Below are 14916 nucleotides of genomic sequence, written 5' to 3'. Positions count from 1 at the left end.
GTGGAATGCTTTCTGCTGCAAAAGTCGGTCGCATAACTTCGAATTTTTGCGACTGACTTTGCGGCAGGAACTTCCCTGAAAATTCAACGCGATCGATTTTGTCGCAAAACTTAGGAGTTTCGCGACACCGGAATCGATGCAGTCGAGAAGTTGATGAACGTCGGATTCTCTCCAAAGAGCGGACGGTTCTCGCGTCGTCATCCCAGGCTGCCTATGATGCGGCATGGAAGCAAAAGTGTTCATTCGTGACGATGGCGAAACAGACGCAACGGGCGTTACGGATTCGATTCCATGGTGGAGCTTTACGAAGACGGCGCTCTCCGTTGCTCTGTTGCGCCTGTCGGAACGCGGCAAGATCAACCTCGACGAAGCTGTCGAGGGGAAATCTTTCACACCTGCCCAACTCCTACAGCACGAGGCGGGGTTACCAGACTACGGTTCCCTTCCGGCCTACCACGCCGATGTTGAAGCGGGTCGTCCGCCGTGGTCTGTTGATGACCTGTTGAATGCAGTCGAAGCGGATCGGCTGCGATACGAACCCGGTCAAGGGTGGGCTTATTCGAACATCGGCTACCAGGAGGTCGCCCGATTGATCGAGGAGGCAACGAATGTCCCTCTTTCCGAGGCTCTTTCCAACCTCGTATTCATCCCTGCCGAACTCGCCACGGCCCGGCTCGCCCTCACTCCGGCTGATTTAGCAGACGTGCAGATGGGCGATGCGATCGGCTATCATCCGGCCTGGGTCTATCACGGATTGGTGGTCGGCACGGCGATGGATGCGGCCCGACTTCTTCGCCATCTACTCGCCGACAATTTGGTCGACGGGAACGCGCTGTCCAGAATGCTCGAACACAGGCCGCTCCCGCAATTCCGCTCTGAACTCCATCCCGATCCAGCATACGGATTGGGGCTGATGCTGCGGGCAACGAACTCGCTCGCCCATCCCATCGGTCACAGCGGAAGCGGTCCCGGAAGTCGAATTGCCGTCTATGGGCAGCAGGGGAGAACATGCGTCGTTTGGGCAACCGCCGCTTCAAGCACCATTCCCGAGGCGGAAGTTTTCCGTGCCTTGGAAAACGGGGGCTTTTGACACCCCCACCCGAAGCCGATCGGCCGTTTTCCAACCTTCCGCGATCTTGCCGTATCGCGAAATTCCCGATTGAAGCGACAAAATAACCGGCAAATGCCGATTAGGCATATTCCAGAACGCGCATTTCAACATGCAGTCCGGCCGCGACCACCATGTTGACGAGGGTGTCGAGGGCGAACAGGTTGATCTTACCGCGCAGGAGATCGGACACGCGGGGCTGCGTCACGCCGAGACGGCGCGCGGCTTCGACCTGCGTCCAGCCCTTTGCCCGGATATGCTGTTCCAGCGCCATCATCAGTGTGGAGCGGAGCTTCATGTTCTCTGCTTCGGCGGGGGTGTCTTCGATGGCGTCCCACACGCTTGCAAAAGTCTCGTTGCTCATTGGCCTAACTCCTTCATCAGATCGCCGTAGCGTTTCGCAGCCAGGTCCAGATCCATTTTGCTGGTCTTCTGCGTTTTCTTCTGAAAGCAATGCAGCACGTAGACCGCATCGGCGACTTTGGCGACGTAGATCAGCCGGAAGGCGCCGGCTTCGTCCCGAATCCTGATCTCCTGCACACCCTTCCCGATTGTCGCCATTGGCTTCCAGTCGGTTGGAGGTTGCTCATTCTGTACCTTGTCGAGCTGGTAGCCCGCTTCGCGCCGTGCCGAGTTCGGGAAAGCGCGCAGATCATTGAGGGCGCTGCCCCGGAACTTGAGCATTTTCATGCGGCGACTATACAAAAATTTGTATAGTCGCCGCAAGCCTCTTTTCTTCGGGCTGCATCAAGGACTACTTGTCACCTTGCCGCACCCAGATCTGGATGCAAATAGTGCAAAAGTCAGGATTTTCGCGACACGAAGGCAGCGGTTTTCGACCTCGAAGCGGCCATGACGGTCGGCGCAATCCGTGGTCAGGCAGGAACGTAAGTCAACCTGATGACCTCCCCGCCGATCCGATCGCTGGCCACAAGGCGGAGCGGCGGCCGACGACCGGTGAAGAAGGGCTTGCCGTGACCAAGCACCACAGGGTGAAAGTAGAGACGGTATTCGTCGATCAGACCGAGGTCAGTCAGGCTTTGCGCCAACTCCGGTCCGGAGGCGGAGATCTCTCCTGCAAGCCGGGTCTTCAGCCCGCGTATCACCACCTCGACGTCATCCATGACAAGCGTTGCGTTAGGGCCGATCGACTTCAACGAGCGGGACACGACCCATTTCGGCAGGCTTCGCCACGCCATCGCGAAGTCGCGTTGCTCCGGGGTCCACTCAGGATGGTTGTCGTCCCAATAGCGCATGACTTCATACATGCGTCGACCGTAAATGCTGCCTGTCAGGTCGCGGACGTGGTCGATCCAATGACGAAAGAGAGCAGGATCAGGTCCAAATTCCTGATGGTCGACATAACCGTCGAGGGAGAGATTCATTCCAAAAACGAGCTTCGCCATGCCGTAAGTTTCCGTGCCGGTCAGGGTATGATGGCCACCCTGCTGCGTCATTCCTTTGTCGCGAAAATCCCATTAAAGCGACAGTTTTGCGATTGAATTTTGCGACGCCGCAAAATGGGACATTTTGCTACAATCGGGTGCGCAGAATGCCGCACGAGGATATTTTCGGCAAGAAGATCGCCCAGCACACCAATGCTGCAAACGGATTCGGCACCCCTATCTGCTTGGTTTTCACATTTCGGTTAAGAGCTGGGTCCCGGCGTCATTCCCTCGCCTTCAGCCATCTCAAGACCAAGGCCTCCTCGTCGTCGAGCCCGGCGATCGAGCGCTTGCCTTGGTTGGCATCCGCCATTTCGTCCAGCAGCCGTCCTTCGGGCCAGGCGCGGAACACTTCCGGATGGATGTAGCATTGGCGACAAACCGCGCGCGTATTGCCGAGCCGCTCGGCAACCTTGTCGATGATATTGTTCATCACCCGCTTTTGCTGCGCCTGGCTTTCCGGACGTTCGGTTTGCGCAAACAGCGACGCCGCATGGATGGTGCCACCCCAGGTTCTGAAGTGCTTGGAGCTGAACTCCGCTCCGGCGTTCTCCCTGATATAGCGGTTGACGTCGTCTGAGCGCACCGGATGCCTGTTTCCGTCCTCGTCGAGATACTGGAACAGTTTTTGGCCCGGCAGGTCCTGCGCTCCACGCACGACCTTGGCAATCCGGCGATCGACAAGCTTCAATCTCCATTCCTTGCCGGATTTACCGATGAAGGCAAAACGCAGGCTCGAGCCCTTGATGTCGACATGGCGGTCGCGCAGCGTGGTCAGCCCAAAACTCTTGTTGTCGCGGGCATAGGCGGCATTGCCGACACGGATCATCGTGTTGTCGAGCAGCCAGACGATAGCCGCCACGACGCGTTCCAGCGGCAGGCCGTGACGGCGCAAATCGACGTCGATCTGCCGCCGCAGTTCGGGCAGGCTTTCGGCGAAGGCAATCAGGCTCGAATATTTGACGCCGTCACGCTCCTCCGCCCAGTGCGGGTGATAGCGGTATTGTTTGCGGCCGCGCTGGTCCCGACCGGTCGCCTGGATGTGACCGTCGGCATCCGGCGAGATCCACACATCGGTCCAGGCCGGTGGAATGGCGAGCGCCTTGATGCGTGCCAGCGCCTCCCCGTCGACAGTCCGCCCGTCGGGTCCTTTGTACGAGAACCCCTTGCCCGAACGCAGCCGGCGAATACCGGGTTCAGTGTCGGTGACATAGTTGAGCGAGGCCCGAACGGCCGAGGCTTGCGCGCCGTTCTCCAGCGCTCCGTTCTGCGGCACCCCGTTTTTTGGTGCAGCTTTCCTCACAGCCGATTGGCCAGACGACGACCCGGATTTGTCCAGCATGTCCTCTCCACGGAATTTCCGTAGATAAGCCGCTTGCCGGCTGCGGGTTCCAACGCCTCTTGATCTCTTGGTTCCAGAACAGCCTATCGACGTCGCCGTGCAACGAAGACGTGCGTCGTCACGCCTCTTCGAGCACGACCGGAATGACGTCGACCGCTTGCTCCCCGACCTGCCCGCCGGTGGTTTTCAGCACGCCGACGATCGGCGCCACATCGGAGTAATCGCGGCCGTAGCCGACCGTGATATGGTCGTTGCTTGCCCGCATGCCATTGGTCGGATCGAATTCCTGCCAGCCGGCATCGCGCCCGCACCACACCTTGACCCAGGCGTGCATGGCGTCGGCACCTTCGAGCCGCGGCTTCCCGCGCGGCGGGATGGTGCGCAGGAACCCGCTGACATAGCCCGCGGGAATACCGAGGCCGCGCAGGCCGGCGATCATGATGTGGGAAAAATCCTGGCAGACGCCGCGCTTCAGGCCAAAGGCGTCGCTGGCCCGCGTCTGCACGGTGGTCGCCTCGCCGTCATAGGTGAAATCGCGGTGAATGCGGTTGCACAGAGCCATGGCCGTGCCGACTGTCGAACTGCCGGCACTGCCTTTCGCATAGGCAGTGATTGCCGCGTCGATGCCGGCATGATCGCTGGCGGCCAGAAAGTGATGCGGCGAAGCCGGCGCCAGCGAGTGCACTGCGCCGAGTTCTTCCCTCAGCCGGCGTATGTCCGGCGATACGTCGAGCCCGGGTTCGGGCCGCGACACTGAAACACGCGCGCTCATCCTGATGTCGAGCGCATCATGCGCGTCACGAAAGGCGATCGAGGTGACACTGTTGCCGAAAAAGTCGGAAAAGTCGGAACGTTCGCTGGGCGCCGGCACAAAAGACAGTGAAGCGGCAATGACGCGCTGCACGCCAGGGATGGTCGGCGGCAGCACGCGCACCTGATGGCGGCCACCGCCGGCCGCCGCATCATAGTCGTAACGCAGGTGAAGCCTGATGTCGTAGAGCATGCTGTCTCTACCCGAAATAGCCTTTGGCGAGGCTGTTGTAGAGCCCGCCGATTTCATTGGCGAGATCGCCGAGGGCCTTGGCCGTCATGTCCGAGGGCTCCTTGATGGCGATCGACGTGTTGAGCTGCAGGATTTCCTTGGCCGCCGGCGACATATGGCCTTCAGCGCCGACAGCGGGCAGCAGCGCGATTTCGGCCTTCAGCCGTTCGAGCTGGAAAAGGATTGAGCGCGGGTTGAGCGGATCGAGCGCCAAAAGGTCGACCACCGTGCGCCGCCCCGCCTGCACCGGATACTGCCGACGGTGGGTCATGACGCTGTCGCCGATCTCCAGCATCATGTCGAGCGCGCCTTCCGGCGCCTGGGCTCCGGTCAGCCGGGCGAGCGTGCGGGCGATCTGGATGCCGCGTTCGAGCCTGCGGCCGATTTCCAGGAAACGCCAGCCGGCAAAGCGGTACATGTTCTCGTGCAGCAGGCCGGAAAACCCGGCCAGCTTGCGCAGGATGACCGTCATTGCCCTTGTCGCGTCGTCGCCCGGCGCCACTGTCGCGGCAAATTGATGGATGGTCTTCGATAGATCCTTCAATGCCAGCCAGCCATCGGGCGAGAAGCGGTCGCGGATCTGCCCGGCGCTGTAAACGGCGCTGTCCAGCGTGCCGATGAGCCCCAATGGGATTGCCGTCTCGACGTCGATGCCGAACGGCGCGAGATAGTCGCTGATATCGGCGAGCAGCGGCATCTCGGGATCGGATGTCTCGGCCAGCCGCACATGGTAGGCGCGCAGGATGCGCACCGTGTCTTCCGATCGCTCGATATAGCGGCCGAGCCATGTCAGGTTCTCAGCCGCGCGGCTGGGCAGGCTGCCCGGCAGGGTTCGGGTGAAGCTGTCGTGCTCCTGCGGCAGCAGTGTCTCGCGCTCGACCGGCCTGTCGCTGACCACCCAGACATCCGCCGCCTGGCCGCCGCGCTGCATGGCGATGGCCGTCGGGTCGAGCGAAAAGCCGACACGGGCAAACCCGCCCGGCATCACCGTCCAGCCTTCCGGCGTCCGCGCCAGATAGACGCGCAGGCTTGCCGGCCGCGGCTCCAGCCAACCGCCGACATAGACAGGCGTGGTCGACAGCGTCACCGCTTCCTGGCCGACGAAGTCGCCGCCGTCCCGTTCGATCCTGGCGACCAGTTCGGCCCGTTCCTCGACCGACAGCGCCGACCCGAGCTTGGTCGAGCCGTCGTCCTCGAAGGCAAGCCGCGTCGACAGCGCCGGGCCGATCACCATGCTATCGATATTGGCGAGCACATGTTCGCGCTCCGTCTCCTGCCCGCACCACCACGTCGCGACGGTAGGCAGCAGCAGTTCCTCGTTGCGCAGGGCGCGCGAAATCTTGGGCAGGAAGGCGAGCAGCGCGCGTGTCTCCATCAGGCCGGAGCCCAGTGCATTGACGGCCGAAACCGCCCCTTGCCGAACCGCTTCGACCAGCCCCGGCGTGCCGATCTGCGAGTCCGGCCGCAATTCGAGCGGATCGGCGAAGGCGGCGTCGAGCCGCCGCCACAAGACGCTCACCGGCATCAGCCCCGAAACCGTGCGCACCATCAGCCTGCCGCCCGAGACGGTCAGGTCCTCGCCCTCGAGCAGCATGATGCCGAGATAGCGGGCGATATAGGCATGTTCGTAATAGGTTTCGTTTAGCGGTCCCGGCGTCAGGATGGCGACACGGCCGCCGGCTTGCTTGGCCATGCCGATCAGCGCGTCGCGGAAGCGACGGAAGAAGCCGGCCAGGCGGTGCACATGCATCTCGCCGTAGATGTCGGACAGCGCCCTCGTGGTGGCGACGCGGTTTTCCAGCGCAAAGCCGGCGCCCGACGGCGCCTGTGTGCGGTCGCCAAGCACCCACCAGCGGCCGTCCGGGCCACGACCGAGCTCGAAGGCGCAGAAATGCAGGAAATGGCCGCTGGCCGGCCTGGTGCCGACGACCGGCCGCAAATATTCCGGGCTGGCCGCGATCAATCCGGCCGGCAGAATGCCTTTCTCGACCAGCCGGTTCGGCCCGTAAATGTCGGCGATGGTCTCCTCGAACAGATCGGCGCGCTGGACCAGGCCGGCGCTGATGTCAGCCCATTCCTGCTCCTCGATCAGCAGCGGCACATGCGCCAGCGGCCATTCCCGCTCGTTGGCGCCGGCCTTGTCATAGACGCGGTAGTAGACGCCGGCGTCGCGCAGGTACTGGTCGGCGCGGGCGAAGCGCTGGGCAAGCTTTTCCGGCCCCAGGTCCTCCAGCGACTCGATGAAGTGCCGCCAGGCCGGCCGCGGATTGCCCGACGCATCGACCATCTCGTCGACGACGCCGTCGATCGGCTGGTAGTGCTCCAGCAGACTGTGGGTCTGCGGCTTGCTGCGCAGCCTTTTGTGATTCCCCTTCGCCATGGCTGATCAGAGTCTTTGCGGCCGCCGAAGGTCAAGGGTCATCGGGAAATCTTCAGAGGCTTCTTCGTTGCGCAGCACATAGCTGGACGGCGTATGGCCACGCGGCTCGAAGCGAGCGAGCCGCCGCGCCTCCGCTTCGTTGCCATTGACCGGGAAGGTGTCATAGCTGCGCCCGCCGGGATGTGCGACATGGTAGACGCAGCCGCCGACTGCGCGGCCCGACCAGCGGTCATAGATGTCGAAGACCAGCGGGGTGTTGACCGGCAGCGCCGGATGCAGGCCGGACGCCGGCTGCCAGGCCTTGAAGCGCACGCCGGCCACCGCGATCTCGCGGTTGTCGGTCACCTTCATCGGCACGACGCGGCCGTTGCAGACGACGGCGTGACGCTCCGGGTTGAGCCCCTCGGTCTTCACCTGCAGCCTTTCGACGGAGGAATCGACAAACCGTACGGTGCCGCCGATCGCGCCTTGCTCGCCCATCACGTGCCACGGCTCGAGCGCCTGCCTGAGCTCCAGCTTGACGCCGGCATGCTGGACGTCGCCGCAGAACGGGAAGCGGAATTCGAGCTGGGCATCGAACCATTCCGGACGGAACGCAAAGCCGTTCAGCTTGAGGTCGTCCAGCACATCGAGAAAATCCGCCCATACATAATGCGGCAGCATGAAACGGTCGTGCAGCGAAGTGCCCCAGCGCACGAAGCGGCCGTCGAGCGGGTTCTTCCAGGCCCGGGCGATGATGGCGCGCACCAGCAATTGCTGCGCCAGGCTCATGCGCGCGTTGGGCGGCATCTCGAAGCCGCGGAATTCGACCAGCCCGAGCCGGCCGGTCGGCCCGTCCGGCGAAAACAGCTTGTCGATGCAGATTTCCGAGCGATGGGTATTGCCGGTCACGTCTGTCAGAAGATTGCGGAACAGCCGGTCGACCAGCCACGGCAGGGGTGCCGCGCCCTTGTCCGGATGCGGCACCTGCGCCATCGCGATTTCGAGTTCGTAAAGCGAATCGTGGCGCGCCTCGTCGAAGCGCGGCGCCTGGCTGGTCGGGCCGATGAACAGGCCGGAGAACAGATAGGACAGCGACGGATGCCGCTGCCATTGCAGCACCAGGCTCTTCAACAGGTCGGGGCGGCGCAGGAACGGACTGTCATTGGGCGTTGCGCCGCCGACGACGACGTGGTTGCCGCCGCCGGTGCCGGTGTGGCGGCCGTCGATCATGAACTTGTCGGCGCCAAGCCGCGTCTGCCGCGCCTCTTCGTAGATCGCCGTGGTCGTCGCCACGCAATCCTGCCAATTCGCAGCGGGGTGGATATTGACCTCGATGACGCCGGGATCGGGTGCGACACGGATGACATTGAGGCGCGGATCGTGCGGCGGGCCGTAGCCTTCTATATGCACCGGCAGGCCGATCGCCCTTGCCGCGTTCTCAGCCGCCGCCACCAGTTCGAGATAATCCTCCAGCGCCTCGACCGGCGGCATGAACACACAAAGCCGTCCGTCGCGCGGCTCGACCGAAAGCGCCGTGCGCACGGCGCCGCCGATCTCGGTGATCTCCTGTTCGACGCGGTCCTGCTGGCCGGTAACGGCCGTAAAGGATACCGCCTGCTGGCGTCGTGCCATCTCGTCGGCGCCCTCCAGTTCGGCCGGAGAAGCAGAACCGGGCAAGATCGCCTCGCGCGCCGGCAATGGTCCGCGCGGCAGCGATGGATCGACCGGGACTATGTAGGGGAACTGCGCCGGCGGCACATAGGGCAGCGTGCCGAGCGGCAGGCGGTAGCCGACCGGCGAATCGCCGGGCACCAGGAACAGCCTGCCGCGCCGCGTCTTCCACTTCTCCGAGCGCCAGCGCGGTCCGGACGCCTGGCTGTTCCAGCGCTGGACAGGCAGCACATAGCCCGACGGCTTGGTCAGCCCGCGTTCGAACACCCGCGCCATGCGGCTGCGCTCCTCGGGGTCCTCCAGCTTCGAATTGGAAGGATCGACGTTGTCCGGCAGCTTGCCTTCCTTGAGCAGCCATTCGGCGGGATCCTCATAGGCTTCGCTGACCATCGTCTTGTCGATGCCGAGTTCGTCGGCGATCGCCGTCAGCAGGCCTTCGGCCTGCTTCGGTCCGACATCCGCCTCGCTCTTTTCATGCGCGATCAGCGACGGGTCGCTCCACACCGGCTCGCCGTCGGTGCGCCAGTAGAGCGAGAAGGTCCAGCGTGGCAGGCTTTCGCCGGGGTACCACTTGCCTTGCCCGTAATGCAGGAAGCCGCCCGGCGCGAAGCGTTCGCGTAGCCGGCGGATCAGGGCATCGGCCTTTTCCCGCTTGGTCGGCCCGACGGCGGCGGTGTTCCACTCTGCAGCCTCGAAATCGTCGATCGAGACGAAGGTCGGCTCGCCGCCCATGGTCAGCCGCACATCGCCGGCCTGGAGCGCAGCATCGACCTGGACCCCCAGCGCGTCCAGCGCCTGCCAGCTCTCGTCGGAGAACGGCTTGGTAATGCGCGGACGCTCGGCGATGCGGTCTACCCGCATGTCGAAGCCGAATTCGACATTGGCGAAGCTCGCCATGCCGGAGATCGGCGCGGCATTGCGGAAATGGGGCGTTGCCGCGAGCGGCACATGGCTTTCGCCGGTGAGCAGGCCGGAGGTCGGGTCGAAGCCGATCCAGCCGGCGCCCGGCAGATACACCTCGCACCAGGCATGGAGGTCGGTGAAATCGGTCGCAGTGCCGGGCGGCCCGTCGAGCGCAACGAGGTCGGGTTTGAGCTGGATCAGGTAGCCGGAGACGAAACGCGCGGCGATGCCGAGGTTCCTCAGTATCTGCACCAGGAGCCAGCTCGAATCGCGGCACGACCCCTTGCCGGCGGCCAGCGTTTCCTCGGGCGAGAAGACGCCGGTTTCCATGCGCACGATATAGGCGATCTCGCGCTGCAGCCGCGCATTGAGGTCGACGACAAAATTGACGGTGTTGGTCGGGTGGCGCGCGATGGTTTTCAGGAATGCCTCCAACAGCGGCCCCGCCGGTTCCGGCGTTCGGTAGATGGTCAGATCGTCCCGGATCTCTTCGGGGTATTCGAATGGAAACGTCTCGGCCGACGGTTCGACGAAGAAATCGAACGGATTGTAGACCGTCATGTCGGCAACGAGATCGACCTCGATCTTCAACTCCGTCACCGGCTCGGGAAAGACGAAGCGGGCCAGGAAATTGCCGTAGGGGTCCTGCTGCAGATTGACGAAGTGATTTGCCGGCCCGACCTTCAGCGAATGGCTGAGCACCTTGGTGCGGGAATGCGGCGCAGGCTGCAACCTTATGACTTGCGGGCCTAATACGACCGGCCGGTCGTATTTGTAATGGGTCAGGTGATAGACGGCTGCCAGAATTGCCATGGTGCCCCTGAAGTCGGCGTTTCAAAAGGAGTTCGCTGAACCCTGACACGAATGCTGACCATTCTCCAAGCAGAGATGTTGCGCTGCACCTAAATTAAGCAGCTTTCACAGCTTCACGAAACGGAGCGCCGACCCTGGAATTCCGGGGCGTGGCGGCAAGACGTTGCAACGGTGCAGAGCCGAAGGCCGGCGGGTCAACACCGGGCGCTTCCCGCCGACATTGATGTCAGCAGCACGCGCGATGCTTGGTCGAAAAGAGCTGAAAAGAAAAACCCGCCTCGGTGAGCGGGTCGTCGGTGCGAATTAGTACCACATCCAAATTAGTAGCATAGCTGCCGGCACAAAGCAAGAACAAAATGTGGCGCCATTGGCGAAAATTGCCGATCTCCCGCCCTTGCGAGGGGAGATGCCAGGCAGTGGCGCCCTGGCAGCGGAGGACACCTGCCAATGCTAAAAGAACGCCTGCAACCCGGTCTGCGCCCGTCCGAGGATCAGCGCATGCACGTCATGCGTGCCCTCATAGGTGTTGACGGTTTCCAGGTTCTGGGCGTGGCGCATGACGTGGTAGCCGATCTGGATGCCATTGCCGCCATGCATGTCGCGGGCCTGGCGGGCGATGTCGAGCGCCTTGCCGCAATTGTTGCGCTTGACGAGCGAGATCATCTCCGGCGCCATCTTGCCTTCGTCCATCAGCCGCCCGACGCGCAGGCTGCCCTGCAGGCCGAGCGCGATCTCGGTCTGCATGTCGGCGAGCTTCTTCTGGAAAAGCTGCGTACCGGCCAGCGGCTTGCCGAACTGCTTGCGGTCGAGGCCATACTGGCGGGCGCGGTGCCAGCAATCCTCAGCCGCGCCCATGGCGCCCCAGGAAATTCCGTAGCGTGCCCGGTTGAGGCAGCCAAACGGCCCTTTGAGACCCGAGACATTGGGCAGCAGCGCGTCCTCGCCGACCTCGACGCCTTCCATCACCACTTCGCCGGTGATCGAGGCTCGCAGCGACAGCTTGCCGCCGATCTTCGGCGCCGACAGCCCGTTCATGCCCTTTTCCAGGACAAAGCCGCGAATCTCGTTGCCATGCGCGCGCCCACTTTCGTCGGACAACTTTGCCCAGACGACGAACACGTCTGCGATCGGCGCGTTGGAAATCCACATTTTCGAGCCGGAGATCCTGTAGCCGCTCGCGGTCTTCTCGGCCCGCGTCTTCATGCCGCCCGGATCGGAGCCGGCATCCGGCTCGGTCAGGCCGAAGCAGCCGATCCATTCGCCCGACGCCAGCTTCGGCAGGTATTTCCTGCGCTGCTCTTCCGAGCCATAGGCATGGATCGGATACATCACCAGCGACGACTGCACGCTCATCATCGAGCGATAGCCCGAGTCGATCCGTTCCACTTCCCGCGCGACCAGCCCGTAGGTGACGTAGTTGGCGCCGAGCCCGCCATATTCCTCGGGGATGGTGATGCCGAGCAGTCCGGCCTCGCCCATCTCGCGAAAGATCCCGGCGTCGGTCTTCTCCTCGAGATAGGCTTCCTCGATCTTCGGAGCGAGCTTGTCGGCGGCAAACGCCGCGGCGCCATCGCGCACCATGCGCTCGTCCTCCGAAAGCTGGTCCTCGATCAGGAAAGGATCATCCCAGACGAATGCGTTCTTGTCGGCGGCCATGGCTCTCGGTCTCCCAAACTCATGCATGTCGCCCAAAGCTTGCCGCGGGCCTGACCCGAGGGTGTTCCGCAGCTTGGGATAACGACATGCATCGAAACAGAAATCTTGAAACGCGCGGCTTATCGGCTCCCGTCCTGAAAAAATCAAACGAAATAGCTTCGCCGATCCATGAGCATTGGTGATGGATCATCAATGTCGAGCGCCGCCGTCTGACCTGCCACAGCCGGCTCGCGAAAATTATTTCCGCTTCAACGCATCGGCCAACGCGGCGCCGAACGCGCCCTGCTGCGCCGGCGGCTCCGGCTGGCGTTGGGGCGCCGGCGCGCGCGGAACCGGCCTGCCGCCATTGTCGCGCGGCTTCGGTGCGCCACCGTCACCATCCTTGCGCATCGACAGGCCGATGCGCTTGCGCTTGATATCGACGTCGACGACACGCACCTTGACCACGTCGCCGGCCTTGACCACCTCATGCGCGTCCTTGATGAACCGATCGGCCAGTTGCGAGACGTGCACCAATCCGTCCTGGTGCACGCCGATATCGACGAAGGCGCCGAAGGCCGCGACATTGGTGACGGTGCCTTCAAGCTGCATGCCGGGCTTCAGATCCTTGATGTCGTCGATGCCGTCGGCAAAGGTCGCGGTCTTGAAGCCGGGGCGCGGATCGCGGCCGGGCTTTTCCAGCTCCGCCAGGATGTCGCGCACCGTCGGCACGCCGAAGCGCTCATCGACGAAGACGCGCGGATCGAGCGCCTTGAGTGCGGCGCTGTCGCCCATCAGCGAGCGGACGTCGCGCCCGCAGGCCGCGACGATCTTCTTGGCAACGCCATAGGCTTCCGGATGCACGGCCGAGGCATCGAGGGGTTCGCTGCCGTTTGGAATGCGCAGGAAGCCGGCGCATTGCTCGAACGCGCGGGGTCCAAGGCGGGACACCTTCAACAGTTCGCGGCGGCTGGCGAACGGGCCGGAGGCATCGCGATGCGCAACGATCGCCTCGGCCAGCGATGCGCCGAGACCCGAAACCCGCGCCAGAAGCGGTGCGGACGCCGTGTTGAGATCGACGCCGACGGCGTTGACCGCATCCTCGACCACCGCTTCCAGCGAGCGGCCGAGGCGGTACTGATCGACGTCGTGCTGGTACTGGCCGACGCCGATCGACTTGGGCTCGATCTTGACCAGTTCGGCGAGCGGATCCTGCAGGCGCCGCGCGATGGACACCGCCCCGCGCAGCGACACGTCGAGGCCTGGAAATTCAGCTGCCGCCGCTGCCGAGGCGGAATAGACCGAGGCACCGGCTTCGCTGACGATCACCTTGAGCGGCTTCGGCCCGGACCCGGCGGGCATATCAGCCAGCATGTCGGCCACCAGCCTTTCAGTCTCGCGGCTGCCGGTGCCGTTGCCGATCGAGATCAGCTCGACCTTGTGCAGCCGGATGAGCTTGGCCAGTTCGGCCTGCGTGCCGCGCACGTCGTTCTTCGGCGGGAACGGATAGACCGTTGTCGTCGCCAGCAGCTTGCCGGTGCCGTCCACCACCGCCACCTTGACGCCGGTGCGAATGCCCGGATCGAGCCCCATCGTCGGCCGTGAGCCGGCAGGGGCGGCAAGCAGCAAATCCTTGAGATTGCGGGCGAAGACATGGATGGCTCCTTCTTCGGCCCGCTCGCGCAGATCGCGCATCAGATCGAGCGTCAGGTGCAGCGACAGCTTTATGCGCCAGGTCCAGCCGGCGACGTCCATCAGCCAGCGGTCTCCCGGCAACTGGCGGCCGATGGCGTAGGCGTCGGCGATCATCCGCTCAACCGGTTTCACCGGAGAGGCGTCATCGGCATCGACTTCGATGTCGAGCGACAGAACCTCCTCGTTGCGGCCGCGCAACATGGCCAGCGCGCGATGGCTCGGCACGTTGGCCCAGCGCTCGACATGGTCGAAATAGTCGGAAAATTTCGCGCCGGCCTCCTGCTTGCCGTCGACGACGCGCGAGCGCAGAAAGGCGCGTTCCTTCATGTAGGTTCGCAATCTGCCGACCAGATCGGCATTCTCGGCGAACTGTTCGGACAGGATGTCGCGCGCTCCCTCGAGCGCTGCCTTGGCGTCGGCCACGTCTTCGCTGATGTAGGCCAGCGCCAGCTCGGCGGGTACAGCCGTACGGTCGGCGAGAATAGCTTCCGCCAGAGGCCCGAGCCCGCGCTCGCGTGCGATCTCGGCCTTGGTCCGGCGCTTCGGCTTGTAAGGCAGGTAGATGTCTTCGAGTTCGGCCTTGGTGCCGGCCGCAGCGATCTTTGCCTCGAGCTCCTCGGTCAGCTTGCCCTGCTCGCGGATCGAACCAAGGATGGTGTCGCGGCGCGCGTCGAGTTCGCGCAGATAGGCGAGCCGCTCGGCGAGGTCGCGCAGCTGCGTGTCGTCGAGGCCGCCGGTGACCTCCTTGCGGTAGCGCGCCACGAACGGCACGGTCGCGCCGTCGTCGAGCAAGCCGATCGCCGCCGCAGCCTGTTCGGGCCGCGCGGCGATCTCGGCGGCTATGATGGTTGCGATGCGCTTGATATCGGCTGCCATGTCGTACCTGTCGCTAGTCGAAAC

Annotated in this window: 10 protein-coding genes; 1 reads left to right on the top strand and 9 read right to left on the bottom strand. The window is 63.7% G+C overall.

Annotated features, from left to right (window positions below; genetic code table 11):
* The first annotated feature begins 223 nt into the window (after window positions 1–223).
* Complete coding sequence (locus tag NKH67_RS06225; RefSeq protein WP_352469577.1) at window positions 224–1090, top strand: serine hydrolase domain-containing protein; 867 nt, start codon at window positions 224–226, stop codon at window positions 1088–1090.
* Window positions 1091–1190: 100 nt separating this feature from the next.
* On the opposite strand, the gene NKH67_RS06220 is transcribed toward NKH67_RS06225, so the two are convergent.
* The 9 genes from NKH67_RS06220 to NKH67_RS06180 all read right to left on the bottom strand — a co-directional run bounded on the left by NKH67_RS06220 (window position 1191) and on the right by NKH67_RS06180 (window position 14892).
* Window positions 1191–1472: a helix-turn-helix domain-containing protein gene (locus NKH67_RS06220; protein ID WP_352469576.1), complete on the bottom strand. Its 282-nt coding sequence runs from the start codon at window positions 1470–1472 to the stop codon at window positions 1191–1193.
* On the bottom strand, window positions 1469–1798 hold the full coding sequence (locus tag NKH67_RS06215) for a type II toxin-antitoxin system RelE/ParE family toxin (protein ID WP_352469575.1): 330 nt from the start codon (window positions 1796–1798) through the stop codon (window positions 1469–1471). Before NKH67_RS06215 ends, NKH67_RS06220 begins: the two co-directional genes overlap by 4 nt.
* A 185-nt stretch (window positions 1799–1983) precedes the next feature.
* Window positions 1984–2514, bottom strand: a complete 531-nt coding sequence (locus NKH67_RS06210) for a dihydrofolate reductase family protein (RefSeq protein WP_352469814.1) — start codon at window positions 2512–2514, stop codon at window positions 1984–1986.
* Window positions 2515–2776: 262 nt separating this feature from the next.
* Window positions 2777–3895 (bottom strand): DNA topoisomerase IB, encoded by a 1119-nt coding sequence (locus NKH67_RS06205; protein ID WP_352469574.1) that lies wholly within the window; start codon window positions 3893–3895, stop codon window positions 2777–2779.
* Between the two features lie 118 nt (window positions 3896–4013).
* The gene (locus NKH67_RS06200) at window positions 4014–4898 is read right to left on the bottom strand and encodes a transglutaminase family protein (RefSeq protein WP_352469573.1); all 885 of its coding nucleotides are present in this window, start codon (window positions 4896–4898) and stop codon (window positions 4014–4016) included.
* A gap of 7 nt (window positions 4899–4905) precedes the next feature.
* On the bottom strand, window positions 4906–7317 hold the full coding sequence (locus NKH67_RS06195) for a circularly permuted type 2 ATP-grasp protein (protein WP_352469572.1): 2412 nt from the start codon (window positions 7315–7317) through the stop codon (window positions 4906–4908).
* Between the two features lie 6 nt (window positions 7318–7323).
* Window positions 7324–10686, bottom strand: coding sequence for a transglutaminase family protein (locus NKH67_RS06190; protein WP_353030401.1), 3363 nt, complete (start codon window positions 10684–10686; stop codon window positions 7324–7326).
* A gap of 450 nt (window positions 10687–11136) precedes the next feature.
* Complete coding sequence (locus tag NKH67_RS06185; protein ID WP_352469571.1) at window positions 11137–12342, bottom strand: acyl-CoA dehydrogenase; 1206 nt, start codon at window positions 12340–12342, stop codon at window positions 11137–11139.
* 237 nt (window positions 12343–12579) lie between these two features.
* Window positions 12580–14892 carry a Tex family protein gene (locus NKH67_RS06180; protein WP_352501923.1) on the bottom strand — a complete coding sequence of 771 codons (2313 nt, stop codon included), beginning with the start codon at window positions 14890–14892 and terminating at the stop codon, window positions 12580–12582.
* Window positions 14893–14916 lie beyond the last annotated feature (24 nt).

It is taken from the genome of Mesorhizobium sp. M0968, assembly GCF_040319065.1.
Taxonomy (GTDB): Bacteria; Pseudomonadota; Alphaproteobacteria; order Rhizobiales; family Rhizobiaceae; genus Mesorhizobium.
Note: the sequence above shows the minus strand (reverse complement) of the source record. Positions and strands in the feature narration are given on the sequence as shown.